Here is a 26359-nt window from a genome sequence, read left to right as displayed (position 1 = left end):
CGATAAGCAAAGCCGATAAGCAAAGCCAACAAGATTTTTCGCTGTCGCTCAAGAGATAGTTTCTCGTCGCTGCGCTTCCCTGCCAATGACAAATAGTTGAAGTTTCTTCTGTCAATGCCCCGCCACATCCCCCTTATCTTTCCGCTGGAAACTGTAGATAAGATAGCCCAGCGCAGGCAATATGAACAGACTTCCCAACAATAGTGCTATGCCCAAGCCATCAATGGCTTTATCCGCACCACGGTCGGCGAGGAGGGAAAGGTAACCCCCGTTTTTCAGGATAACGATATTGGGGTAATGCTTGTAGGTGGTGGTGAGCAAAATCATGGTCATCTGGAAGCCCGCCAGCACCCGGATGATGAACCTTTTGCCTTTGATGATGAGATACCACATCACCCCCAGCGAAATACTGGCAGCGCTTACCGCCAAAATACCGATGATATTACCAAACACCCATTGTACCAGCGGTATCTTCTCCTCTACGGAGGCAATAAAAACCAAGCCGCCGGCCACTACAGCGGCAATATTCATGAACCGCGCCTTGCGGATGGAGCGTTTGGTTTCCTCGGGCTCGTGAGCCTCGCCAATGAGGTAAATAGCCGCCAAAAATCCGCAAAGCGCAACCGTAAAGAAGCCGATGGCTACCGAAAACCAATTGAGCCAGCTGTACACATAGGCTGTCATAAAATCGGTGGCACCGGTATCTATGCGCCCGCTAACCGCGCTGCCGGCTATAATGCCCAGGAACAGCGGCGTAATGAAGCTGGAATACACGAATATTTTGTTGTAAACCACCTGCATATTATCGGTAACAGCGTCGTAGTTACGGAAGGTAAGCGCCGTGCCACGGGCGATAATGCCCATCAGCATAATCACCAGCGGGATATGCAGGTAAGTACTCATGGTGGTATAAATCACCGGGAAACCCACGAACAATATCACGATGGCGATAATCAGCCACATGTGATTGGCCTCCCAAATGGGGCCAATAGCGTTGTACATAATGCGGCGCGTGCGGTGTTTATTAGCATTTGATGTAAACAGCTCTACGATGCCCGCACCAAAATCTGCCCCGCCCATTACCAGGTACAGCAGCAGCGCAAGCCATAAGAAACCCATTACCACGTAAATCATCATAAGCTTAGTATTTTAATCAGTAACAGCGGGTTCATGATCGTAAAGTACGGGTACCATTTTTATTTGCCTGTAAAGCAAAAAGGTAACCGCAATGCTCAGGGTAAAATACACCGCTGTAAACAAGTAGAACGAATAGCCTATCCCCGGCATGGGCGTAACGGCATCTGCGGTGCGCATAACGCCTTGTATAATCCAGGGCTGACGGCCAACTTCGGTAACGGTCCACCCGGCTTCTACGGCAATAAAACCAAGCGGCGTGGCGGCGATGAACAGTTTCAGGAACCAGCCTTTTTCAAACCAGCTTTTCTTTTTTGCCAACGCGATGAGGTAAACCACGCCGAGGGCCATCATGGCCATACCCAGGCCTACCATCAGTTGGAAGGCATAATGCGTTACGGCAATAGGGGGCTGGTCGGCGAGGGGTATCTGGTCGAGGCCTTTTACCGGCGTTTTAAAATCATCGTAAACCATAAAGCTGAGCATGCCGGGCAGTTCGATGGCGTAATCAACCTTTTTGTTCTTTACATCGGGTATGCCGCCGATGATGAGGGGCGAGTAAGCTTCGGTTTTGAAATGTGCTTCCATGGCGGCAAGCTTGGCGGGTTGCCTTTTGGCCACCATCTTGGCCGAAATATCGCCGCTTAAGGGTTGCAATATAGCAGCCACCACACCGAATATCGCTGCTATCCTGAAAGAGCGCATATGGAAATCGACATTGCGTTTCCTTAATATCATCAGCGCGTGCACGCCCGCTACAGCAAAACCCGTTGCTGCAAAGGCGGCTACCGTCATATGCAGGGCCTGCGAAAACCAGGCGGGATTGAACATGGCCTTTATGGGGTCTATATCTGTATATTTGCCATTTACCAGGGTAAAACCGGTCGGGCTGTTCATCCAGGCATTGGCTGCTACCACCAATATGCCCGAAGCCAATCCGCTCACCCCGACTATCACCCCGGTAAACCAATGGAACCATTTATTGAACCTGTTCCAGCCGTACAGGAAAAAGCCCAACGCAATTGCCTCGATAAAAAAGGCGGTGCCCTCCAGCGAGAACGGCATGCCGAATATCGGCCCGGCATGTTTCATAAAGGTGGGCCAAAGCAGGCCGAGTTCGAAGGACAGCACCGTGCCCGATACCGCGCCAGTTGCAAAGAAGATAGCCACGCCTTTGCTCCAGGCCTTGGTTACGTTCTGGTAAATAAGGTTATTGGTTTTTAGGTACATAAAGTGCGATACCGCCATAAAAAAGGGCATCACCATACCTATGCACGAAAATATGATGTGGAAGCCGAGGGACAATGCCATCTGCGAGCGCGCGGCCATAAAATTATCCATGCCGTAAATTTACGCAAATGCTGTTTTAACCACTTACCTATCAGGTAATTATTATAATTTATATTGATTATGTATTAATATTTTAATTGCATTTGTAGTGCTTTTAACTTAATAAGATATATGGCGCATCGCAGCTAAAAAACACCTTGTAAAACAGCGGTTTATACCCTTTTGGGTTTTCGTTGTTTTGCCTTACTTGCTCATCGATTAATATTCTTTTAACTACATTTATTGCACCTATCAATCACCATAATAGCTAAACCTTACCAATTATGAAACGCCGGGATTTTATCACCAAAACTGCGCTTACCACATTTTTACTGAGCGAGCTTTCGTCGTTCAGCATATTGGCATCGCCCGCCAGTACGTTAAACGACATTGATTTTGATAAAGGCGGCACGGTACAGTTAACGGCGGATGCATCGGCGAAATTCAAAACTTTGCTGAAATGGATGCAGGATAACGGCTGGGTAGATTACCTCAATAAAACGCTTTCGCTAAAAATAAATCCTGCGGATACCGATCTCGCCAACTACACCAAAAATCAAAGCTTTGCCAGAGTAAAGGGCTTCGAAGATTTTGCAGGCGAGAAGCTGATAGAGCCCGGGTACCCGGCAGGCAGTTTGCTTTATCACGCTCTGGCCAGCGCACGCGTACGGCCTGCTATCGCCAGAAGCCAGTATCCGTCTGTGGAAATTATAGACTCGCTGGAAGATATTATTTACGGCTTGCGCAATTTCACTGCCGACGAGATGAAGGACATGGTGCTGGCCGTTTTTGCTTATGAATACCGCCCGGCCTATAAAACACCGCACCACTTGCACGCCGATATGGTTTTCTCACGCACGGGCATTTCGCGCATAGGCGATTGCGAGATGAATTACGATGCGCATAACCGCTGCTATACCAACAAGCCCGCCGACGCAGCCAAGGTGAAAAGTATTGCAGTAACACCCGCCCGTTTCGGTTTGTTCCTGGCTAAAAAGATGGTGGGAGAGGCCGGTATAACCCTGATGGGCAAGGCCAGGGATGGTGAGGATGTGAAACGCACGTTCCTGCAACCAGTTCGTAAAATTTTCAAAGGCGATGCCCTGCTGGATAGCCAAAGCCTCAACTTTAGCGCGTATCACGTAAACGAGAAGCTGAACAGCCTGGTAAAAACCTTCCCCGATCATTTTAACAACCCGATAGATGCAAGCGGAAAGCACATGTTCGATATCAACAAACCGCCGTTCAGGGTCGACTCCGGCAATTCAACAACATTGGCAATGAGCATTGGCACAGGTTCTTCTGTTCTAGTCAAATCTGTCCCCGGTGGCCTGGTGCGCTGGGCAAAGCAGAATGGTAAGCAAATTTATTACACGGTTAAAAAGCAGGATGGTGCGTACTTCGCCGCCATGAACACCGCCTATGTAGGTAACGAGGAAGTGCTGTTTTACGATAAGCTGGATGGGCAAGTGTATCGCGAAGTAAACCCATACGATGTGCCACGCAATACGCCCATGTTTGTAAACGCCAAGTTTAAGAAAGACGGCGCGATGCCCGGCTTTATCCATTTGGAACGTAACCCGCGCGGCAATTACCTTGCAGCTTTGTTTGAAGACAGCATTTGCGATGGCTGCGTAACGGTAGACACGAGGAGTTGGGAAAGCAAGCTGCTGCCCCAACATATCCTGCACAATTGCCTGCCTGCTTTTTCGATTATTACAGCACCTGATTTTTTCCCGCTGGTAGATAATTATGATTTGGCCGGCTTTGATTTTGACGAGGATAATGCCACCAACTTTTTCGAAGGCGGCCTGTATAGTTTTTGTGCCGAACGTACCCGGCCAAACCAAACCATGCAGGATCCGGTTACAAAAAAACCGGCCTTTGATGCCCATGGCGATACTTTTACGGCTGTATTTTCTGAAAGCACCCTCAGCAAAACCACCGCTGCAGGCATTTATACCCAAACCAGCAAACGCGATTATCGCGCCGGCAGCTTCCTGCCCGATGTGTGCTCTGGCGTGTTTGCGCCGGGCTGGGATATTACCTATGCTAATGATACCAAACAGCCCGACGGCAAATATCACAAGGCAGATAGCTACTTAAGTACGCGTGGCCTGGGTTCGCCCTTTGCAGAGGATATGAAGCTTTGCGCCGCCATGAATGGCATGTGGCCAGCCGCTTCGCCCGATGCGGCCCGCACTTACCAGGGATCGATGGATACCGATTACCGCAATCCTACGGCCGTGCCACTGATGGATAAGGAAATTGGCCTGCACAAAGATTCGCCCGCGGTTAAAGAGCTTCATTTTTTTGAAACCAGCGGTTGGGATGGCGAGCAGGGGCCGTTTTTAGAAAGGGTAAACGGAAACATGTTTGTGAATTTTACCGATCTGGCCTGCGCAGATTATATCCAAAATGCTATGAATGGCAAAATGGATATGTCGGTACTGCGCGAGTTGACCAGTGCCGAACTTCGCTCGCGGATGGCATGTTTAAAATTGTGCATCCAAAAACTGCCGCAAACCAACTTCGACCAGGAAATTATACACGATATTAAACAAAAGATGGTAGGCATGACCGGCTTATGGCTGGTAAGTGCCGAAAAGGTGGTCGACTGGGCTAAGGGCGCAGCAGGCATCGGCATCCCTGCCGATTTTGTAGGGGATAGCAATACCTGGGCTATTAATGCGCAACGGGGGATAAGCGGCGACGGCTACCTGTATGTCTTCGCCAACACCGATAAAGCCAAACCTGTAATGGCCGATAATTTAGCCGAGAAACGACGCATACAGGCCTGCTTAAAATTATACGTTTGCCAGGTTACCGAACGTGGCATAGCCTGGACGATGGTAAGGGGCGACACGGTGACTACTGCAAAAAAACTGGTTTGGAATACCTGAACGATATGAACCATGCAGATGTAATAGTGATAGGGGGCGGCCCTGCCGGCATAGCTGCGGCTATTACCTGCGTGCAAGGAGGGCTAAAGGTTATATTGCTGGCCGACAAACCAGGGGAGCCCTCCTTAGATGAGGCGGCAGGTAGACCTGCCGAACCTTTGCAAAGCCTGCACCCGGGCGCGCTGAGTTTGCTGCAGAAATTGCAGATAGATGGCGCAATTGCTTATTCATCAAAAGGGACTTACACAGGCATCCAAACGGGCGAAGATATTTCTTATTTGAGCACCGTAGAGGGTGAAACCTGGGAAGGGCATCATATTGCGCCTTCGCTGTTTTCAAGCTTCGCGCTTTTGAAAGCCAAAGAATTTGGCGTCGACCTGCGTTTTTCCAGCCGTGCAAATGAAGTGATCTGCAGCGACGATGCAGTTACCGGCATAACCTTATCTGATGGTATGGCACTTAATTGCAAATACCTCATCGATGCAAGTGGCCGCAGCCGTTTTGCGGGTCGGTTTTTGAAATTCGATGAAGCAATGCATAGTCGCCCTTTGCTCTGTTGGACAGGAATTGGCACAGACGATGAACCGGATCATCGTAGCAAACAATTGGCTCATTTCGAATCTAACGAACACGGTTGGACCTGGACGGCTTACAGCCAACATGGCTACCATACCTGGACCAAACTCACCGACAATAAAAACGCTGTTTCCTTTACTAAAGCGTTAGCCGCATCTCTCCAAAGCACATCGGTAAGAGCAGCCAATATGCAATGGTGCGTTTTTCGGCCGCTGGCCTGCCCAGGTTTGCTGCTGGCAGGAGATGCTGCCGGCATCTTAGACCCGGCAGCGGGGCAGGGGATACTAAGTGGCCTCATGTCGGGCGTTATGGCCGGCGAAACGGTTATCAGCTGCGTTAAAAATAGCATACTCTCCAACTGGCACTTAGCCCAATATGATAACTGGTTTATGGAACACTACAACCACAAAAAAGATGCGTTAAATAAACGATATCTCGAAATGGGTATCGACGTGAATCCCTAACAATATCATCGCCTCCTTTTTATTTTGAAGTATGCTGCTGTTGGTGCGCTATAATAGCTATTTTGCCCGCAGAAATTCTTACTTTAGCCACAACCCCTTTAACTTAGCCAGTGCTTACCGTTCGGTAATTTATGGAGATACATTTTTCAAACTCATGCCTTCGTAATTGGCTGTCCTGCTGCATTCTTTGCCTGGCATTGTTTTGTACGGCCAATTTATATGCCGAAGGAAGCAAGGAACTCGCCGCTAATGGTGGTAACCGTGCTTATTTATTATCCTCCACGGTAGAAAACCCTTCGTACCCGTTCCCTACGCTTGGTACCATGAAAGTTTATGTAAAGGAGGGCGAAACCATTTATGTAGGGTCCAGCGCGCAGGGGCAAAGTTTCGGCACCATAAGCCTGCGCTCGCCCGATGGCGCCACTTACACCAGCGGCAACTCAAAAACCGTAGGTTTTATTGGTACTCGCGCACAAGAAGTTGCCGGTCCGCAGCCCAACGCCGGCGGCTACCTGGCCTTTACCCGCACCGTACTGGCAGGGCAGGGGGGCATTTGGGAGATAGACTTTATCTCGCCGAATAATGGCGGCGATACGGGCGGCAACCCGCCACAACTTGCTGTTGATGCGCAATGGGTACAGCCCACCAACCGCTATATCGCCGCGTTCGACGTTTCGGTGCGTAATGCGGGCAATACCGCCTTTTTAACCGGCAGGGTATTCACCAATGTGCTATCGGGCATTTTAGGTACATTCGATGTAGGTTTTAACGCCATATTAAACATCCTCACCAAAGATGGCTACCACTACACCCTGGATAATAACGGGCAGGCAGGCAACGGCTTTACGTTTTTCGCCAATAACAAAGGTTTCCGCAATGCCGATGGTACCCCATCATACAAAAGCGTAAACAACACCAGCAGTCCCGATGTGTACAACCCGGCAAACGGCGATACTCCCTCTGATATCACCCACAAAATATTCTTCAACACCCCGGCTGCCGATCTCCCCGCGTCGGCCAATACTCCCGGTGGCAATACCTGGCTCGTGAACGTGCCCGTTTTGCCTACTTTAAGCAATATCAGCTTTATAGGGGCCGATGGCATCAGCGGCCAAACCAGCACGGCCAATCCCGGTGGAAAAATCAAATTCACGGCTACGGCCAATGGCAGCTACACCATCAGCATAGATATTAACCGCAACGGTGTTTTTACCGATGGTATAGACCGCATCATCAGCGGCACCATCAATGCGGGGAGCAATGAAGTAGTTTGGAACGGGCTGGACGGTGCCGGAAGCGTAGTGCCGGCAAATGCGGCTAGTTACACCGTTAATATCAACGTATCGCTGTTCGCTGCCGAGGTCCACTTTCCGTTTTTTGATGTGGAACGTAACCTCAACGGCATAAAGCTTACGCGCACGAATGGCGCCAACTCGCCTGATAATACCATTTATTGGGACGATAGTCCGATTACCCCAAATGGCCTGCCCTCCAACCCTGTAACCAATACCACGGGCCTAAGCAGCCTAACCAACGGCCACAAATGGGGAAAGACGGCCCTGAGCAGTAACGACGATGACGACTTCGGTAACAACAAAAGCATCGATACCTGGGCCTATGTGATCACTTCGGCCCTGGCCGCAAGCCTCGATGTTATCGTAAAAGCACCAAACCCTGATGGTATTATCTTCGTGCCGAATATCATCACGCCAAATAACGATGGCAAGAACGATGTATTCGAAGTAAAAGGCATAGCGGGATTCCCCGGCAGCCGCCTCATGATTTTCAACCGCTGGGGAAACCAGGTATATAAATCTGAGAATTATGCCAACACCTGGGATGCTAACGGCCTCGCCGACGGTACCTATTATTACCTGCTCGAACTAAACACCGGCGAACCAAAACGCACCGTGTATAAGGGTTGGCTTTACATCAACAGAAGGTAAATGAACAGGGTTAACAAATATATACTGCTATTAGTGCTGGCATTTGCTTTGCAGCAGGCCCACGCACAGCAAACCGTACAGTTTAGCCAATACATGTTCAACGGCCTGGTGGTTAACCCGGCTTATGCGGGCTATAAAGAAGACTGGACGCTGAACCTGGCCAGCCGCCTGCAATGGGCCGGTATAGATGGCGCGCCGCGTACCAACACCATATCTGTAGATGGCGTGTTGAACCCGGATAGCAAGAACGCCGCCCTCGGCTTTTTAGCTACCAACGATAGGTTGGGCCCCGAAAATAATACCTCTTTTTATGCCAATTACGCCTACCGCCTACGACTCGATGATGAGGACACCAAACGTCTGAGCTTTGGGTTTGGCGGGGGGCTGGTGCAGTACCGTATTGATGGCTCTAAATTTAGCCCCATCGATCCTACCGATGGTGGCATCATCGGCAACGAGAATACGCTGATGGCCGATTTTAGGCTGGGCGTGTATTATACCACGCCATCGTTTTACGTTGGGGCATCGGCATTGAATTTATTTTCGAAGCCGATATCCGGCGCGAATACTTTGGTTATAAAGCCGGTTTCGCACTTCTACCTCACCACAGGTACGGTTATTCCGTTGAGCAACACTATCGATATCAAGCCATCAGCTATGCTGAAAGGAGATCTGAAAAGCCCTGCGGGTTTAGATTTGACAACCTACCTGCTGTTCGATAAAAAGCTGTGGCTGGGGGCATCGTACAACACGGGGGTAAACATCAACAATAAGTACAAACAGTATAAAGGGGTAGATAAAAACAACACCATAACCGCTATTGCACAGTTCAATATCAACGATTTCCTGCGCTTTGGTTATTCGTATGATTTCAGCACCAATGCGCTGGCAACCTACCAAAGCGGCACGCACGAGGTTTCGCTAAGCATAAGTTTCAGGCGAAAGCAGCCAAGAGTAATTAGTCCACGCTTTTTTTGATGAGCAATATGAAGAAGATACTGATATTCCTGGTATTGATACAATGCCTTACGCGGGTAGCAACCGCGCAGGAGCAGCTCAGCAAAAAACAACTGGCCGATAAGCTTTTCGAACGTTATGAATATTACAAAGCGCTTAGCCTGTACCTGCCCCTTACAGATAAAAATAACCCAGACGTGCGCGTGGTAGAACGTGTAGCCGATTGCTACCGACTGGTAAACGATAGCAAAAACGCCGAAAACTGGTATGCCAACGCTATTAACTACAATAACGCACAAGTAATAGATTGGTATTACTACGCCGGGGCGCTGTTACAGAACAACAAGCTAAAGGAGGCCAAAGCGCAATATACAGCCTATTATAAAAGCGTGGGTAAACCTGATGAACTGCAATTTAAGCTGGCCACCTGCGATTCGGCTGCGAAGTGGATGGCTGCGCCAAATAGGCGTTATAGGATAATTGAAGAAAAAAAATTGAATAGCATTTACGCTGATTGGGGCACTAATTTTTATGGCGCGTATGGCGAATACGGCATTGTTTTTACATCCGACCGCGTTACCGGGAGCGAGGGCGACAAGCAAACCGATAACCGCACCGGTAATGCTTATTTAAAATTGTTTAGGGCCAATAAGGATAGCGTTTTGCTGCTGCCAATAAGCAGCGAGGGCAGCAAGATTTTCAATGGAGACTACCACGCCGGCCCCGCTTTATTCAACGATGCAGCTGACACTGCCTGGATAACCATTACCACAACCGTTCCCCGCGGCAACCTGCCTGTAGATAAGCGCGATAAAGGCAGTCACCAGCGCCTGTACACCCGCAGGCTGATGCTGGTGATGGCAACGAAGAAAAATGGCGTTTGGGGTAATTTCAAAAACTTTGCTTACAATAATATAAAGGAATACTCGGTGGGGCACGCGGCCTTGGCCTATGGCGGCGGAGTGCTTTATTTTGCATCAGACATGCCGGGTGGTGTAGGGGGGACTGATATTTGGTACTGCCTTAAACAAAAGGATGGCAGTTGGGGCAAGCCCATTAACTGCGGTAAAACAATTAACACAAAGGGCGATGAAGCCTTCCCGGCAACAGAGGGGCCCGGCGTACTTATATTCGCATCTAATGGTTTGCCGGGGATGGGCGGCTTTGATATTTTTACCGCGGTTGGTGAGCAAAGCACCTGGAGTGTGCCATATAATCATCGTTATCCGGTTAACAGCACTGCCGATGACTTTTACTTCTTAACAAGTAATGGCCTTTCAGGTTATTTTTCCTCTAACCGCACAGGAGGTACTGGCAACGATGATATTTATAGTTTTAAATACCAGCTCCCTGCACCACCGGTAGTGCCTATACCTCCGGCTGTTATCGTATCCACGCCGAAACCGGCTTTCGATCCGCAGGATATCCATGCGATTATTTATTACGACCTCGATAAATCCAACATCCGGCCGGATGCCGCTGCAGAGCTGGATAAACTGGCCGAAGTGTTGAAGGCGAATCCATTGGTAAAGGTAAAACTTGCTTCTTATACCGATGTACGCGCATCGGGTAGCTACAATATTGGTTTATCCAAACGGCGCTCCGATTCGGCTATTGCCTATTTGGTTAAGCAAGGGATAGCGCCGGGTAGACTCTCGGCAGGGTGGTTCGGCAAGGAAAACCTTGTAGCAGATTGCCCCGACCGCAGCGCATGTACCGAAGCCCAGCATCAGCTGAACCGCCGCACTGAAGTGGTGTATGATGGGGTGCTGAAGTGAATCGGGTGAGGATAAGGCCTTGCAGAGCGTGATTTTCTATTTAGAAATTATTAGAAATCTAGCTGTGAAATGAGCGCATTTATTGGAAAAAGCTGGAAAAAATATGCCCGTTTTTGGCCAAATCAGCCTATTTTGCTGTGCGCGAAAAACTACGAAATTTGAAGAAAAACGCAGATTTTTAACGGTTTTTGTTATTAGGAGAGGCTTTTTCTCAGTACTTTTTTTCGACTGTTTTCTATCCCGTCGAATTGGAAAAAATGAGGGCTTATATCCTCCTTTTCAACGTCAGTATTACCCGGGTGTATATCTTTTCGTGATATATCTCCAGCAACAAACTCCGCCCATCACCCGAGCGGAAAAGTTGGTCCAGCTCTTCCAGCTGCATATTGGCCACCGGCTTAAAATTCACGGACATGATCTCGTCGTCCCTGGCCAATCCAATATCGTCACTTGCAGAACCGGGTTCTACGCGGCTTATTACCACATGCTTCAGGCCATCGCCGCCGGCGTAGTACTCCAGGCCGCTCATATCACGCTCAAAGGCCTCTTTAAGATTGGAGCGGGGTTTTACATACAGCAGCCCTTTGCCGTAATCGAATATCAGGTGAAAACGTTTCAGCACGTCAATACCCAGGTTGCCGTCGCGCTGGGCCGAGGTATAGGGTTCGTAGCGTCTCGCGGGGAAGGAGGAAAGCACGTTGGTTAAGATATACCTGCCAATGTTCAGCTGGTTTATCCGGCTTATATCGCCGCTAATGGGTCCCGTAAGGCCCATGCCCAGGTTGGCGGCGATGGATTTATCGGTAGGCCAGCGTTTGCTGCCGTCATCCTCCAATGATAAAGGATGGCCGGCGCCAATATCTACGATTAGCTTGCAGTCGCGCTCGGTTTTATCGCAAAAACGCACGCAGGTGGTTATAAACGGTTTGTTGCCCTCTATTAAAAGCGGCAGCGCATCGTATTTCTTCGGCACCCGCATTTTGCCCGGGCGATAGGCAGTTAGTGTGCTATCGCTAAAGTTTATTTTAACAACCAGCCTGCTAAAAAACTCGTAGCCCAATAAGCCATATATGGGCACACCTGCATAATTAGATAAACCAAAGTGGTCTTTCTTAAAGATAGCAGCACTAACGCCTACGCTGTTTATCCCGGGAATTTCTATATTTAAAGTTGATGTATAATATGCATCGAAATCGTCGCCCTCGCCCAGGCCGCCCAGCTTTATGGTGCGCCTATCGGGTATGCTCAGGCTATCGATCAGGCTGGGCTCGGTTATCACCATAAAGCCTACGCCGGTATCTAAAATAAAATTGTAGGGGCCGTTATTATTTATCTTTAGCTTAATAATCACCATGTTCCGCACTATCTTGAACGGCACGTTTACCTTGTTCTGGCCACCTGTCAGCTCAAAAAATTGCGCGTACCCCCGCCGGCTGCAACCAAAAAGCATGAGCAGCAACAAAAAGAGGTAATATGCAATATGGCGTGGCATAAGGGCATACGATTTATAATTGGTTTGTAACAGGTGGTTATATAATAATACGTTAGTTTTTGCATTAAGTTGCCAATGCTACTGTCTTATAATAGCGCGCCTGCAGGTTGGCAATCGTAAACGTACCTCCTGCAATAGCAAAGTCCAGCATCGAGGCCGTCCACACCTGGCCATCGTATATATTGGCAACCATTAGCGGCAAATGATACAGCAGGCCGAATGCCATTAAGAATATGCCCAGGGCAACAGCCGGAAGCCCGCCATAGCGGTTGCTGATGACGCCAATGGCAGCTATGATAATGAATGCCCCGACCAAATAATCCCATACGGCCCCACCCGCGAACCATTCCGGTACTTTGGCCGTAACGAATTTGATATGTGCAAAATGCTGCATCGCTAAAAATATCAAGGCCGTGGCAAACAGATACCGCGCCGGCAATTGCAGCCTGCGTTGCCCGCTTAAAGCCATGGCAATAGCCATTATTGCCACATCCTGTAGGGCACGTGTCCAAAACTGCACATCCTGCGGCGTGCTTATCAAACGTGGTATATGCAGCAGTACGATGAAAAGCAACAGCATCAGGGCCAACAAAAGGGCGGCTAAACGGGTGTATTTATCAATAGCTATGCTCGCGGCGAACGCTACGAATGCAACGCCAACAAACCAGGCCAAAAACAAGTGCCAGGGTATAAATGCAGGTACCAACGTAGCCACAAAGCCGGCATACATAAAATGCTGTATGCCAAATACAAAGAATGCCGCTGCGTAAAGCCATTTGCCAGCTGTAGCTAACTTATCCATAAAAAATGTATTGGTGTTTTGGTTATTTAGCCGCCAAAATCGCGTAACTTGCATAAGCGGCGGCCATACAAATGTAGACGGCGTTTTTCCATATTGCATGCGTTTTGCCTGTACAAGTTGGTACAAGTTGATACAAGCGTATGCATGCAACGCATGCTGCTAAATTTGCGCAAGTAAAACCGATTATGCCTTTTGATGAACTAATAGAATCGCTTAAAAAGCAATACGAGGCCGAAACCGGCTGGGGCGACAGTGGCAGCTGGACCAATCAGGATTTTATTAACCTAAGCGAACTTATACACCAGCGCACCGGCGTAACCTTAAGCCATGTAACCCTCAAACGCATTTGGGGAAAGGTGAAATACGATAGCCTGCCCAATACCTACACGCTGGATACCCTTGCCACTTTTATTGGTTTTAATGGCTGGAGGAGCTTTGTAACCGCCCATCAAAAAAGCGACAATACCAACGTTGCCATACTGGAAGATGTACTGGTAAGCCCCCAACCCGGGCTTGCACCGGCGCCAAAACCGGTTACTGCCCATAAGCCAACCAATATGCGGATATGGCAGATTACCGCCGCAGTTGCTTTAATAACCGGCATTGTGATAACCTACCTCAGCATCAACAAAAACCCCGCGCCTGTTACCGATGCCGACTACACCTTCAGCAGCAAAAAGGTTGTTACCAAGGGGGTGCCCAATTCGGTTATATTCAGTTACGATGCAGCGAAGGCACCGGGCGATTCGGTCATCATACAGCAATCGTGGGATAAAACGCTGAGGCAGAAGGTTTCTAAATGGGATAAGCAGCACACCTCCATTTATTATTATCCAGATTATTACCGGGCAAAGCTCATCGTAAACAATAAAATTGTAAAACAGCACGACCTCCTGATTAAATCTAAGGGGTGGATGGGTGCCGTTACGCTGAAGCCGGTGCCGGTTTATTTCGACAGTTCAGAGGTGATGAGGGGTGGGAAAATGAAGTTAGATGTAGCTCAAATACAGGCACATAATATTAAAATGCAACCTACGCCACCTTTTGTGCTGTTCAGCAACGTGCGCGACCTTGGCGAGATATACAGCGATGATTTCGTATTCGAGTCCTCCCTGCGGAACGATTACAGCGATGGTGCGGCCATTTGCCAGCAAAGCCACATTTATATATTGTGCGAGGGCACGGCCATTGCCATACCGCTGTGTGCAAAGGGCTGTGTATCAGATATAGATTTCATTTTTACCGACTACTACAAATCGGGCAAAACGCAGGATTTATCCGTCTTCGGGGTAGATTTTAGCAAGTACGTGAAGGTTAGGGTAGAGGCGCACACCGGGATAGGGAAGGTGTACCTGGACGATAAACTGGTGTACACCATCAAAAGGAATATTGTCCGCTCCAAAATTATCGGTATCGACTTCAGTTTTCAGGGGACGGGATCGGTAGATTACGTGAAACTGTCAAACGGTAAGGTAAACTACCAGGATAACTTTTAGCCCGTTTTTGCCAAAAATCACCGTGAAAAATCCGAGCTTTTCGGAGAAAAATAGGGGCTTTTCTGTCGTTTCCATTGTTTTTCCGATGGAAACTTTTGAGGCGGCATTTTCGGCACCCTTCGCAACCTCAAAAAGCCAGGGTGACACCGTTTTTTAATCCATCGTCGTATTTTTCTTTATCAAACTTGTAGAGGAAGGGAGAGCGATGTGCACCAATTTTTTTTGTCTCGTTTAGTTTGGTTATGATACCTGTGGCAATCAATTTTTTTGAAAAATTCCGGTCATCTAACGTTTTGCCCAAAATGGTTTCGTACAAACTATGAATCTCGGGGAGCGTAAATTTTTCTTCAAGCAATTCGTACCCTATTGGAAAATGCGCGATGTGCAACCGCAGCGCTTTCAACGCCTCGCCGATGATATGCGCATGATCAAACATCATCGACGGTAAGTCGCTTACAGGCCACCATTGAATTTGTGCCTCCAATTCGCCTTTTTTTATTTCCACTTTCGAAAACTCGGTAAGGGTATAAAAACTTACCGAAACAAAATAATCGAAAATCCAGGAATCAGACGGCACATCCATCCCGGTCAACTCCTTCAAATGTTCGGGCGTAAACCCGCTGTCCACACTCCGTTGCGGGGTACCAAACGAGCCAAACTTTTGTAAAAAGAGGCCTTTTAAACCCGTCCTTGATAAAGCTATCCGGCTTGCCGCTTCTTCAATCGATTCCGTTTTTTTTATATAGCCACCCGCTACTGTCCATTTATCAACCGAAAATGGCTGTTGCAACAAAACCTTCAGCTCTTTTTCGTGATAGCCGAAGATCACATTATCTACCGCTACATTCTTAAGGTATTGATCACCCCGGCCTATAAAATCGGCCGCCTCCTGCTCTATTGTCATTTTCGCTCTAAAATTTACAACGTCAAAGTTACAAAAAATACATTACGTAATAAATACGCATTATAATTTGGATATATAAAAAACGCAACATACCTTTATTCCGTATAAATTACAGAATGAATATATGAGACGACATATCCTTTTACCAGTTATCTTCCTGTTAACAACATTGAGCGCCCTTGCTCAGGATTCGCGGGCAACCCTGTTTGATAATGGCTGGCGTTTTAAAAAGGACACACTTAGTGGCGCTGAAAACCCCGCTTACATTGATGCAAAATGGCGAACCTTAAACCTGCCGCACGATTGGAGCATAGAGGATCTGCCCAATCAAAAAGAAGGAGAAGTGCAAGGGCCGTTCACCAAATCCTCTATAGGAAAAGCGGCAACCGGTTTTACCGAAGGCGGCACAGGCTGGTACCGCAAAACATTTAAGCTGGATAATAGCTATAAAGGAAAACACACTTATATCGTATTTGACGGTGTTTATATGGACGCCGATGTTTGGCTAAACGGGCACTATTTAGGCAACCATCCATACGGCTACACCGCATTTTCGTACGATTTGACGGCCTTTTTAAACGTAGCGGGGAAGCCGAATGTAATAGCCGTTCGCGCAAAAAATGTGGGCAAGAATAGCCGCTGGTACTCCGGCTCGGGCATTTACCGCCATGTATGGCTGCTGCCGGTTAACCCTGTGCATACCAAAATATGGGGAAATTATATCACTACCCCAATAGCTACAGCAAGCAATGCGGAAGTAATCATACAAACCTCCGTTGAAAACACATCGCCTGTAAAAAGCGTGGTAACCGTAAAGGTAGATTTGATTGACCCGACCGGGCAATTAGTTGCTTCGCAAAAAAAATCTGTTACTATCCCTGCAAACACCAGTGAGGATATTACGCAAAGTTTATCGGTAGTAAACCCCAAATTATGGGCGATGGAAAATCCTGTTCTGTATAAGGCGAAAGTTACCATTCTTAGCGGCGCCAGAGGAGTCGATCAAACTGTTACATCATTTGGCATCCGCAGCCTAATATTCGACGGGCAAAAAGGGCTTTTAATAAACGGCAAAACGGTTAAACTTAAAGGCGGCTGCATCCATCACGATCTGGGCCCCTTAGGTGCTGCCAGTATAGACCGTGCAGAGGAACGCAAAGTGGAACTGCTGAAAGAAGCGGGCTACAACGCTATCCGCTTGAGCCACAATCCGGCATCGCCGGCTTTATTAAATGCTTGCGACCGTTTGGGCATACTGGTGTTAGACGAAGCCTTTGATATGTGGGAGTTGGCCAAAAGCCCGCAGGATTATCACCTTTATTTTAAAGACTGGTGGCAGCGCGACCTGGAAGCCATGATCAAAAGCGACCGCAATCACCCCTCTGTTATTATGTACAGCATCGGTAACGAAATTTATGAAGCGCCCGACTCCTCGGGTTATCAAAATGCCAGGCGGCTGTCGGCAGAGGTGAGGAGGCTTGATCCCACCCGTGCGGTTACCGCAGCCATCGTTTTCCTGCCGCCTTATACCAAAAAGCCATGGGCAGCATACCAACCGCATGTAAACAACCTTGATATCGACGGGTATAATTATTTTCTCGACCCGTCGATCTACTTCGCGCGGGATAGTGCCACGTTGCACCGTTTCGAAACGGAAAGGGCTAAGCACCCTGCTAAATTATATATGTCAACAGAATACCTCAACAACGCCGCGCTCGAAAATTGGGATGCAACAGAGAAGTACCCATGGTTTTTAGGAGGCTTTAGCTGGACAGCAATAGACTATATAGGCGAGGCGGGAATAGGAAAATCGCAGATGGTGCCCGAAGGCCAGGTACTGCAAAAGGGGCTAATGGGCATGGCCGTTTTTTACCGCAATAACTGGCCGGTGTTTAACGCCAATTGCGGCGACCTGGATTTGATTGGAACGCCCAAAGCAGCGTCCTACTATAAAAATGTGGTTTGGCGTAATAGTAAAATAGAGTTGCTGGTGCACGTACCCATACCCGATGGGCAAAAAGAAGCGGTAGCAACCTGGGGTTTCCCGGATGAAATGAAAAGCTGGACCTGGCCGGGCCGTGAGGGAAAAAAAATGCAGGTAAGCGTATATACCCGAAGCAAAATGGTGAAGCTTGAATTGAACGGTAAAATTATTGCCCAACAAGCTGTTCCTGCCGGATCTGTAACCGTCACTTTTGCTATTGATTATCATCCCGGCACTTTAGTGGCAAAAGCTTTTGACGATGGAAAAGAAACCGGATCGGACACGTTAACAACAGCAGGTAAACCGGTTGCCCTAAGGCTTGTTGCCGACAGGCAAACTATTGCCGCCAATGCAAACGACCTATCATTTGTAAATGTAGAAGTGGTAGATGCAAAAGGCAATATAGTACCATCGGTTGATGGCCTGGAGGTGAGTTTTGCGGTGAAAGGCAAGGCGGCTATAGCGGCCGTTGGTAATGGCGACCCGGCGGATATGTCGAGCTTTCAGCAAAAGCATAAAAAGGTATACAGAGGGGTAGCATTAGCCATTGTAAGGCCAACGGGCGTTAAAGGGGTAGCTACATTAACCGCCTCGGCTAACGGCCTTAAACAAGCATCTACTCAAATAGTAATAAAATAAAAGCACAATGCGTAGAAAATACGCAATGAAATTTGGATATATGAAAACTATCTTCTAATTTTATTCCGTTAAAAGTACGTAATAAATAAAACCAATATCAAACATTAAAATCATGAAGAAGAAATTAAGCTTAATTTTTACAGTAGTTATAGGCATATTCTTTTGCTTTACGGCAAAGGCCCAAACCAATGCCGATTACTTTGCCGGCAAATGGACCGTTACCATATTCGGTACACCTAACGGCGATGCTAAAATGGATTTTGTATTCAGCAAAACCGATGGAAAGTTAACGGGCATAGTGCAGGATTCTACCGGGAAACTTGTTTCTAAGATTACCACGATAGAAGAGAAAGACAAAACCATTACCGCAGCATTTACCGCGCAGGATTATGATGTTACCCTAAGCCTGGAGCCGGTTGATGCCGACCATGCTAAAGGTAGCCTGATGGGCATGTTTGAGGCTAAGGCTATCCGCAAAAAAGACTAATCTCATCTGCATCGTAAATTATGAGAAGAATAAAATTTGCAGGTATAACAGCAATTGTGCTCTCATCAGTACTATTTGCTGCCTTTACCGTACCCAATGCCGGCCCTAAATGGAAGCTTGGCGTTGCGTTGTGGACCTTCCACCGCTTTACGCTGGCCGAATCTGTCAAAAAGTGCGACAGCGCGGGTGTACATTATATTGAGGGCTCTACCTTTCAAAAGGCGGGGGAGGAGATAGAAAACACTGGGGTTGCCCAGCTATCGGATGCGGGTATCGAAAAGTTAAACGGCTTCATGGCAGAGCATCACCTACAAATGAAATCTATTTATGCTTTTGGCGGCAAAACCGTTGCCAGCTGGAAAAAGGATTTTGAGCTGGCGAAAAGGCTAAAGGTTGATTTTGTTACCGCAGAACCGCCAAAAGCTTTGTGGAACAGCATCGACAGCCTTGCCGGGGCATATCATATTAAAGTAGCCATACATAACCACTGGAAAGGAATGAGCATTTACTGGCACCCCGATTCGGTTTTGGCGGCCATTAAAGGGCACCCCAATTTTGGCGCTTGCCCCGATTTGGGTCATTACCCTAAAAGTGGGATTGATGCTGTGTACGCACTAAAAAAACTGCATGGGCACATCCTGGCTATCCACTTAAAGGATGCCGACGAAATGAATAACCCCAAAGCCAACGATGTAAACATTGGCAAAGGCGTGGTGAATTTTAAAGCTGCTTTTGAAGAATTGAAAAGGCAAAACTACAAAGGCTATATTTATATAGAACGCGATGCCGATTACCGGCCGAGCAACCTACCATCGGTAATAGAAGAAATAAACTATTATACCCAGCTAACGGATAATTTATAAATTCGTTAAAAGATCTTTTGCATCATCTCTCAAACACCGGCTTTGCTCATGGCAAGCCGGTGTTATTTGTCTGGTGAGTTTAAACCTAAGTGCCGCCATTCTTCGAAAAAAAAAGCCGGCATCTATATTATTTAGTTAAGGATGAAGAGTTTTTACAGAATAGCGGTATTCCTGCCGTTGATGGCGGCGTCATTTTGGTCTTTAGGCCAGGGTGCTACAAAAAAACAAGCCTCGGCAACCGCTAAATGGTTCCCGAAGTACGATTTCAACCCGGCAGTATTTAAACAGCCCGCTATCGAATTTGGCCCCTTCGCCCGCTGGTGGTGGCCGGGCAATAATGTGGATAAAACAGAACTGCAAAGAGAAATTAATCTTTTTGCCGATAATAGCTTTGGTGGTGTAGAGATACAACCGATGGCTGCATTGTTTGCTCCCGGAACGGCTGCGGCCCGTGCCAAAATGGTGACTTGGGATACCCCGGATTACTATGAAAACTTAAAAACCGTTATGGAAGAAGCCCGCAAGCGCGGCCTTAGCGTAGATATGACTGACGGCAGCGGCTGGCCCCCGGGTGGCTCGTTCCTCACAGCTGCTGACGGCTTTTTAAGTTTAGATGCTGCGTCGATTGATGTTACAGGGAACAGCGCTGTGGCTATTAAACTTCCAACAGTAACTAATAACACAACCAGTCCCTCGCGGCTGGAAACGGTGCTCGCTGCGAAAATATTGCCTAAAAATTCGGGCGACAAGTCAAGTACCGTCCTGATGGACCCATCCTCGGTTGTCCTGCTTACGAAACATGTTCACAAGGATTCTCTTAACTGGCATGCACCGGCAGGCGATTGGAAGATTATCGCTTTTTGGAGCAAGCCTGCAGGGCAAAAAACGATGAGTGCTTCGCCAACGCAAGGCCCGGTGTTCGACCATTTCGACTCGGCCAAAGTGCTAAAAAATTACAGGCATTTGTTTGGCGCGCAAACTGGCTTAGCGCCGTATTTCGGCAACCCGATGCGCTCGGTTTTTAACGACAGCTATGAGTTTACGGTGAACCGCCACTACGCTTTAGGGTTTATAGCATATTTTAAAAAACACAGGGGTTATGATATCACCCCTTGGCTTCCTGCCGAAATGCAACGGGGTTACAATTATGTAAACTACATGAACCCCAATGGCAGCCCGGATTTTTCCTTCAGCAGCCAGGACTGGCGGTTAAAGTACGATTATGACCTTACGCTAAGTGAACTGTTTGGCGAGCAATTTTTAAAAGCAAGTAGAGATTTTTTAGAGCCACAGGGCTTGTTGCACCGTACGCAAGCTTACGGATTAAACCTGGATATGATGGCATCCGCAGGCCTGGCATCCATCCCCGAAACAGAGACAATGCTTGGCCCCGAAGCGAATATCAAAATCATGACATCGGGCGCGCATTTGTATAACCGCCCTATAATATCGGCAGAATCTGTTGTGTATGCATCAAGGGCGTACACCACTACGCCGCAGAAGATTAAATTGGCGGTTGATAAACTATTTGCCGAAGGGGTAAACCAGGTGATTTATCATGGCGTACCGTATCGCTATACACCCGAACAGGTTGGATCCGAAGGCTGGTACCCATTTTCGCTGACTACTTTGGGCTCGATTAATTTTTCCTCGAATTTAGGCGAGGGCAATATTTTTTGGAAGGATCAAAAGGCGGTGAACCAATATATCCAAAGGGTGCAATATGCGCTGCGCTCAGGGAAACCACATGCCGATGTACTTATCTATTTTCCGTTCATGTCGGTAGACGGCACGCCCGAGAATCCGGAGGAGATCATGGCGAAAGGTTATATCCCTGGCGTTGAAGGCCCCTTGCCCGATATTAAAGAGCGGCAGATGGCAGAGAAAGAAAAATGGGCAGAGGTTGTTTACCCGCTGATAAACCAGTTGGAAGCAAACGGCATCACCTGGGATTGGGTTAATGATGCCTCTATCCAAATTGCACAATTAAATGCCAATAAACAGATCAATATCCGGGGGAATATTTATAAAGCGCTCATCCTGGCAAGTAACCCTGTTATCCAGCTTCAAACAGCGCAAAAGATCAGCCTGCTTGCAGCCGGGGGGATGAATTTTATGGCTACAGGCACATTGCCCTATATGCAGCCATCATATTTAAACTGGCAGGCTAACGACAGGAAAACCGAACAGTTTATCCAAACCGCACTAAGGGCAAAAAGCAGTAAATATATACAAACGGGTATCGCCTTAAGCAGCTGGCTAAAGGGCCTCCGCGGAGCCGTTGCTTTCAAGGGGCAATACCATTTTACCAGGCAAGTTCAACGCGATATGGCCGACGGTAGCCGCATCCAGTTCATCTGGAACAAAAGCGATGAATGGCAAACCCTGGCTTTATCACTCGATAAAAAATACCAAAGCAGTTTTTGGCTTAACGCCGACGCGGGTACCTCGGTACAAAACAATACTTCGGTTATCAATTACCGCTTGCCGCCTTACGGTTCGGTAATACTTTTTGCTTCCACAAAAAAAGCTGTAGGCTCAACATCGTCTGGAATTTTGCCCGGTGCAATCGACGAAGGAACTATTGTACTTGCGCTGGATAAATGGGATTTAAAAGCGGATACTGTGACGCTTGAAAATAGCGGCTTATTCGATTGGAGAACAAATGACAAGTTGAAATTCTCCCCGGCAGAAGGTATCTACTCTTCCTCGTTTCAATGGGGTAAAAGCAGCGCCACATCGCACTACTACCTGGATTTGGGCAAAGTGTACTTCACTGCGGAGGTTTTTGTTAACGGGCATGTTGCGGGTAAACGCTTGTTTTCTCCCTATATGCTCGATATTACCCCTTACCTTAAACAAGGGGAAAATAGTATCGAAGTACGCGTTACACCAGGTCAGTTAAACGGGTTTATTGGTAAGGCAAACTCCGGTGATGCTCATTACAAACAATTTAAAGGCAAAGAAGGCCAGTTAATGGCAGCCGGATTATTGGGGCCCGTAGTAATCAGAGAACAGAAATAAGGAAAATCTTTTACAATGAAAGTTAAAGTTATCATAATCAGCTTTGTCGACGGTATCATCAATAATGTTGGTTGCTAACAGCTTATCAAAGAAAGCAAATGCGAAAAACGTTGAAAAAAACCGGCGATAAAGTAAATACTACGATCATTTGCAAAAATTGCGATGGCCAGGTATCGGGCAATTTTTGTAGTGGTTGTGGACAACGGGCAGACACCCACAAACTGAACATGCATTTTATTCTGCATGAGCTGCAACATGCACTGATTCATTTTGATAAAGGGATTTTGTACACTGCTAAGCAGCTTTTGACAAGACCTGGTCACACTATCCGCGAGTTTTTGGAAGGGAAAAGAGTCAGGCATTTTCAGCCACTATCCTTTGTTATTGTGCTTGCTACTTTTTATGGATTACTCTGGCATTACTTAATTTCCGACCGCCTTCATGCGAGTCTAATTGAGCCCAGAAACGACATAACCGGGGCTTCCGGGAAAATCATTAGCTGGATAACTGAGCATTTTGCTTTTGACTGTCTAATCCTGATCATAACCAGCACCTTGGTTTCCTATGTCATTTTTAAAAAACGGAAATATAATCTTGCAGAACACCTCGTTTTGAATACATACTTAATGGGATTGTTTGTAATTGTCAGCCTACTGGTTTTTCCCATTGTTTATATTTTCGGTAACGCATTAACGCTCCAATATGGCATAGTTCAGCAGGGTTTTCTATTCATTTTAATGTGCTGGTGTTATTCCCAGTTCTTTAACAATACCTCGCGAAATAAGATAATCGGTCTTACTTTTATTGCTTTTTTGGTCATTTCAGTTCTAAACCTGGCTATTGGATATTTTGCCGGTTGGATAGTATCGCATTCTTGATGCCTTTTAACAACGTAATAACCGATTTGCATTAACGGCGAAAAATGCATGGAATGCCTGATTTCTCAGCCACAATGGGCAGGTTGACCGTAACCGTAGGCCGGCACCTTACTGCCGTGGCCCCTGCGTGCTCCTTTTCCGTTGCAGATGATCAGCATAATAAGCTACAAATAATCGGATTTACAAGTTCGCAATCGCTATGTTTGTGATACAAGATTTGCAGTTAATCTGCACAAAAAATTGCTTGGTTTTCGGTAAGTAAGAAATAACAACCGTTTAACATATTGATTGTCAAAGTGATTTAAGTATTAAATAAATCGCCTTCTTTGCTGGCAAAACAACAGGGGCTCTTCGGGGATCCTTGCGGGAACATAGAACGAACTATATTTATATTATCTTATATGAAAAAGAGATTACAAGTTAAATACTTCGTTTTATTTGCCTCCGTTTTTTTAACGGGGGGTTGCGGCAGTTCGCGCATCTTACCGGGTGTAAACACAACTTCGTTGGTGTACACTTTGCCGGATAAAGGCAAATTTGTTGACGATAAACCCGTGGGAACAGGTTGGGTTAACCTGATTGGTTCGTTAAACGACTGGGTGGCTACAAAACCTTACTGGACTTTGAATGATGGTATTTTGCATGGTGATTATAACGGTGGCGGGCGACATATGTATGCATACACCAAAACTACCTATGCCAACTTTGAATTAAATGCGATTGTTAGGATGACCGGCCGCGATGCAAACTCGGGTGTTTGCATACGCATACACCCTACCGATACTGATAACGTACCAGGCTACCAGGTAGATATGGGGCCGGGCTACTGGGGATGCCTTTGGGAAGAACGCAGGGCCGAAATGGTTCAAAAGTACCCAAAAGAACTGGCTGATAAACTGGTAAAGGCAAATGACTGGAACCATTACTATATCATTGCCAAGGACCACCATATTACTGCATGGTTAAACGGCGTTAAAACAATTGATATCGTACATGCAGAAGGATTTAGCGATGGCGCCATTGGCTTACAACTTTGCCATGGCGACAAACATACGGTACTGGATGTGAAGGCATTGTATATCAGGAAGATAAAGTAGGGGGGGGGCTGTTTCACGAAAATGTATTCCTGTTAACAAGCTTACTACTATTGATCCTTCATTCAAAAATCAGTGAAGTTTTTCATTTAAAATTGTACCAATCGGAAATTATAAGCCGTCCATAATAAAGATGTATTGTGGGCTTTAAATTCTCCGCATTAGCAGAAGAGATTTTCTTTTCCCATTTTAGGAAAATCTTTTTGTGGACTATTTTATGGATAAAATAAAAAATACGCTCCCTTATTATACCGAAATAAACGATTTCCTGGCTTCTATCCCATGGCCGGGCCGTACTACCAACCCTGATTTTTACTGTTTGCGCCTAAAACGGCTCGGCCGCGATCTGCAGGTGTACAGGCCACCTTTTAAACGGTCGTTTTATTTTTTTGCCTTGCTATTTAATTCAGGTAAGATTGAGGTGAACTTCGGTGGCAAAACCATTCACAACCCCGACTCCTATCTCGTTTTTCATTCGCCTAACCTGGTGTACAGTTTTGCCCACAACAATGCGCTGGAAGGGTATGTTATCTACTTTAAACCGGAATGCTTTTCCTTTTTTAAACCCGGCTTTCATCAGCAATTCCCTTTGTTTGATATGATGCATACCAACCTGTTCGAGTTTAGCCATGCTACTTTCGATCAGTTAGCCCCACATTTTGAAGCTGTATTTACCGCTTACGAACGATCTGCCAAAGCACAGCATATAGAAGCAAGAGTAAAATTATTGGGCTTGCTTTACCACCTTGATGACTTTGCGTTGCAAAAGAAAAACGATACGCCAACTGCTACTACGCAGCAAGTATTGTTGCGCAAATTTACCCTGCTTATTGATAATCACTACATCAATAAGCGCACCGTGCAGGAATATGCAGAACTGCTTTCGGTTACCGCAAATTACCTCTCCCAATCTGTAAAACAGCTCTCGGGTAAAAATGCGCTTACCTTTATTACCGGGCGGCTGGCTACCGAGGCGAGGTCGCTTATGCAGTACACAGATCTGGAAATTAGCGAGATCGCCTACCAGCTCAACTTTTCCGACCCGGCCAATTTCAGCAAATTCTTCAAAAAGCATATTGGCGTGTCGCCTTCCGGGTTCAGGAAAGAGGTTAAGTAATTAAATTGACCTGTTTACCCAAGTTTTCTACCACTGCTTTTTGCCTTCGTTTAAGTTTTTTTGTGCTATAATATTAAAAACATGGCAACTAAAGTATTTATCAACCTCCCGGTGAAAAACCTGGAAAAATCTATGGAATTCTTCAAAAACCTTGGCTTTGCGTTTAACCCGCAGTTTACCGATGAAAAGGCTGGTTGCATGGTGGTGAGCGACAGCATTTTTGTGATGCTGCTCACCGACAATTATTTTAAATCTTTTATAGATACGGAGATTTGCAACGCACATCAAACTACCGAAGTACTGATAGCGCTGGATGCAGTTTCGGCAGATGAAGTGAAGCAGTTTGTTAGTAAGGCCGAATCGTTGGGCGGCCGAATATACGCCACGGCGCAGGATCATGGCTGGATGTACCAGCATAGTTTTGCCGATCTGGACGGCCACAAATGGGAAATGGCTTATCTGGATATGAACAGCTTCCCTCAATCATAAACC

The 26359-nt window shown here is 47.0% G+C and carries 19 protein-coding genes; 14 read left to right on the top strand and 5 right to left on the bottom strand.

From position 1 onward, the window contains the following. Positions 1–111: 111 nt before the first annotated feature. A complete protein-coding gene (locus tag AC1DXC_RS24770) occupies positions 112–1134 on the bottom strand; it encodes a cytochrome d ubiquinol oxidase subunit II (RefSeq protein ID WP_477461883.1) in 1023 nt (340 codons plus the stop codon). Positions 1135–1149: 15 nt separating this feature from the next. After that, a complete protein-coding gene (locus AC1DXC_RS24765; protein WP_477461861.1) occupies positions 1150–2475 on the bottom strand; it encodes a cytochrome ubiquinol oxidase subunit I in 1326 nt (441 codons plus the stop codon). A 272-nt stretch (positions 2476–2747) separates the two neighbouring features. On the opposite strand from AC1DXC_RS24765, the gene AC1DXC_RS24760 reads away from it, so the two are divergent. From AC1DXC_RS24760 to AC1DXC_RS24740, 5 genes are all read left to right on the top strand, one after another. Continuing rightward, positions 2748–5366, top strand: coding sequence for a hypothetical protein (locus AC1DXC_RS24760; RefSeq protein WP_477461860.1), 2619 nt, complete (start codon positions 2748–2750; stop codon positions 5364–5366). After that, the gene (locus tag AC1DXC_RS24755) at positions 5354–6406 is read left to right on the top strand and encodes an NAD(P)/FAD-dependent oxidoreductase (RefSeq protein WP_477461859.1); all 1053 of its coding nucleotides are present in this window, start codon (positions 5354–5356) and stop codon (positions 6404–6406) included. Before AC1DXC_RS24760 ends, AC1DXC_RS24755 begins: the two co-directional genes overlap by 13 nt. Before the next feature lie 131 nt (positions 6407–6537). After that, positions 6538–8352 (top strand): gliding motility-associated C-terminal domain-containing protein, encoded by a 1815-nt coding sequence (locus tag AC1DXC_RS24750; protein WP_477461858.1) that lies wholly within the window; start codon positions 6538–6540, stop codon positions 8350–8352. Further along, positions 8353–9330, top strand: a complete 978-nt coding sequence (locus AC1DXC_RS24745; protein ID WP_477461857.1) for a PorP/SprF family type IX secretion system membrane protein — start codon at positions 8353–8355, stop codon at positions 9328–9330. Between the two features lie 8 nt (positions 9331–9338). Further along, positions 9339–11087 carry an OmpA family protein gene (locus AC1DXC_RS24740; protein WP_477461856.1) on the top strand — a complete coding sequence of 583 codons (1749 nt, stop codon included), beginning with the start codon at positions 9339–9341 and terminating at the stop codon, positions 11085–11087. Positions 11088–11352: 265 nt separating this feature from the next. Here AC1DXC_RS24740 and AC1DXC_RS24735 read toward each other — a convergent pair whose 3' ends face one another. Both AC1DXC_RS24735 and AC1DXC_RS24730 read right to left on the bottom strand, forming a co-directional pair. Further along, positions 11353–12579: an aspartyl protease family protein gene (locus AC1DXC_RS24735; protein WP_477461855.1), complete on the bottom strand. Its 1227-nt coding sequence runs from the start codon at positions 12577–12579 to the stop codon at positions 11353–11355. A gap of 64 nt (positions 12580–12643) precedes the next feature. Continuing rightward, complete coding sequence (locus AC1DXC_RS24730) at positions 12644–13381, bottom strand: DoxX family protein (protein WP_477461854.1); 738 nt, start codon at positions 13379–13381, stop codon at positions 12644–12646. 140 nt (positions 13382–13521) lie between these two features. Here AC1DXC_RS24730 and AC1DXC_RS24725 point away from each other — a divergent pair, with 140 nt between their 5' ends. Beyond that, positions 13522–14877 (top strand): hypothetical protein, encoded by a 1356-nt coding sequence (locus AC1DXC_RS24725; protein WP_477461853.1) that lies wholly within the window; start codon positions 13522–13524, stop codon positions 14875–14877. 127 nt (positions 14878–15004) lie between these two features. Here the strand turns inward: AC1DXC_RS24725 and AC1DXC_RS24720 are convergent, their stop codons facing one another. Beyond that, positions 15005–15781 carry an NUDIX hydrolase gene (locus AC1DXC_RS24720; RefSeq protein WP_477461852.1) on the bottom strand — a complete coding sequence of 259 codons (777 nt, stop codon included), beginning with the start codon at positions 15779–15781 and terminating at the stop codon, positions 15005–15007. A gap of 124 nt (positions 15782–15905) precedes the next feature. Here AC1DXC_RS24720 and AC1DXC_RS24715 point away from each other — a divergent pair, with 124 nt between their 5' ends. The 8 genes from AC1DXC_RS24715 (at position 15906) to AC1DXC_RS24680 (ending at position 26356) form a co-directional block, all read left to right on the top strand. Then, entirely contained in the window at positions 15906–18404 is a 2499-nt protein-coding gene (locus tag AC1DXC_RS24715) for a glycoside hydrolase family 2 TIM barrel-domain containing protein (protein WP_477461851.1), read from the top strand. A gap of 112 nt (positions 18405–18516) precedes the next feature. After that, positions 18517–18891, top strand: coding sequence for a hypothetical protein (locus AC1DXC_RS24710; RefSeq protein ID WP_477461850.1), 375 nt, complete (start codon positions 18517–18519; stop codon positions 18889–18891). Between the two features lie 20 nt (positions 18892–18911). Next, entirely contained in the window at positions 18912–19754 is an 843-nt protein-coding gene (locus tag AC1DXC_RS24705; protein WP_477461849.1) for a sugar phosphate isomerase/epimerase family protein, read from the top strand. A 141-nt stretch (positions 19755–19895) separates the two neighbouring features. Next, positions 19896–22778 carry a glycosyl hydrolase gene (locus AC1DXC_RS24700; RefSeq protein WP_477461848.1) on the top strand — a complete coding sequence of 961 codons (2883 nt, stop codon included), beginning with the start codon at positions 19896–19898 and terminating at the stop codon, positions 22776–22778. 98 nt (positions 22779–22876) lie between these two features. Next, positions 22877–23656 carry a DUF3667 domain-containing protein gene (locus AC1DXC_RS24695; RefSeq protein ID WP_477461847.1) on the top strand — a complete coding sequence of 260 codons (780 nt, stop codon included), beginning with the start codon at positions 22877–22879 and terminating at the stop codon, positions 23654–23656. A 401-nt stretch (positions 23657–24057) separates the two neighbouring features. Next, positions 24058–24753 (top strand): 3-keto-disaccharide hydrolase, encoded by a 696-nt coding sequence (locus AC1DXC_RS24690; RefSeq protein ID WP_477461846.1) that lies wholly within the window; start codon positions 24058–24060, stop codon positions 24751–24753. A gap of 214 nt (positions 24754–24967) precedes the next feature. Further along, positions 24968–25867: a helix-turn-helix domain-containing protein gene (locus tag AC1DXC_RS24685; RefSeq protein ID WP_477461845.1), complete on the top strand. Its 900-nt coding sequence runs from the start codon at positions 24968–24970 to the stop codon at positions 25865–25867. Positions 25868–25948: 81 nt separating this feature from the next. After that, on the top strand, positions 25949–26356 hold the full coding sequence (locus AC1DXC_RS24680; RefSeq protein WP_477461844.1) for a VOC family protein: 408 nt from the start codon (positions 25949–25951) through the stop codon (positions 26354–26356). Positions 26357–26359: the final 3 nt, after the last annotated feature.

This window comes from Mucilaginibacter sp. P2_D11 (assembly GCF_056404435.1).
This window is presented reverse-complemented; position numbering and strand designations above follow the sequence as displayed.

Coding starts and splice junctions, on each gene's coding strand:
- AC1DXC_RS24720 (WP_477461852.1), bottom strand. CDS start 15,781: ATGACAATAGAGCAGGAGGCGGCCGATTTTATAGGCCGGGGTGATCAA.
- AC1DXC_RS24700 (WP_477461848.1), top strand. CDS start 19,896: ATGAAGAGTTTTTACAGAATAGCGGTATTCCTGCCGTTGATGGCGGCG.
- AC1DXC_RS24740 (WP_477461856.1), top strand. CDS start 9,339: ATGAAGAAGATACTGATATTCCTGGTATTGATACAATGCCTTACGCGG.
- AC1DXC_RS24725 (WP_477461853.1), top strand. CDS start 13,522: ATGCATGCAACGCATGCTGCTAAATTTGCGCAAGTAAAACCGATTATG.
- AC1DXC_RS24730 (WP_477461854.1), bottom strand. CDS start 13,381: ATGGATAAGTTAGCTACAGCTGGCAAATGGCTTTACGCAGCGGCATTC.
- AC1DXC_RS24765 (WP_477461861.1), bottom strand. CDS start 2,475: ATGGATAATTTTATGGCCGCGCGCTCGCAGATGGCATTGTCCCTCGGC.
- AC1DXC_RS24715 (WP_477461851.1), top strand. CDS start 15,906: ATGAGACGACATATCCTTTTACCAGTTATCTTCCTGTTAACAACATTG.
- AC1DXC_RS24750 (WP_477461858.1), top strand. CDS start 6,538: ATGGAGATACATTTTTCAAACTCATGCCTTCGTAATTGGCTGTCCTGC.
- AC1DXC_RS24735 (WP_477461855.1), bottom strand. CDS start 12,579: ATGCCACGCCATATTGCATATTACCTCTTTTTGTTGCTGCTCATGCTT.
- AC1DXC_RS24690 (WP_477461846.1), top strand. CDS start 24,058: ATGAAAAAGAGATTACAAGTTAAATACTTCGTTTTATTTGCCTCCGTT.
- AC1DXC_RS24695 (WP_477461847.1), top strand. CDS start 22,877: ATGCGAAAAACGTTGAAAAAAACCGGCGATAAAGTAAATACTACGATC.
- AC1DXC_RS24745 (WP_477461857.1), top strand. CDS start 8,353: ATGAACAGGGTTAACAAATATATACTGCTATTAGTGCTGGCATTTGCT.
- AC1DXC_RS24760 (WP_477461860.1), top strand. CDS start 2,748: ATGAAACGCCGGGATTTTATCACCAAAACTGCGCTTACCACATTTTTA.
- AC1DXC_RS24685 (WP_477461845.1), top strand. CDS start 24,968: ATGGATAAAATAAAAAATACGCTCCCTTATTATACCGAAATAAACGAT.
- AC1DXC_RS24710 (WP_477461850.1), top strand. CDS start 18,517: ATGAAGAAGAAATTAAGCTTAATTTTTACAGTAGTTATAGGCATATTC.
- AC1DXC_RS24680 (WP_477461844.1), top strand. CDS start 25,949: ATGGCAACTAAAGTATTTATCAACCTCCCGGTGAAAAACCTGGAAAAA.
- AC1DXC_RS24770 (WP_477461883.1), bottom strand. CDS start 1,134: ATGATTTACGTGGTAATGGGTTTCTTATGGCTTGCGCTGCTGCTGTAC.
- AC1DXC_RS24705 (WP_477461849.1), top strand. CDS start 18,912: ATGAGAAGAATAAAATTTGCAGGTATAACAGCAATTGTGCTCTCATCA.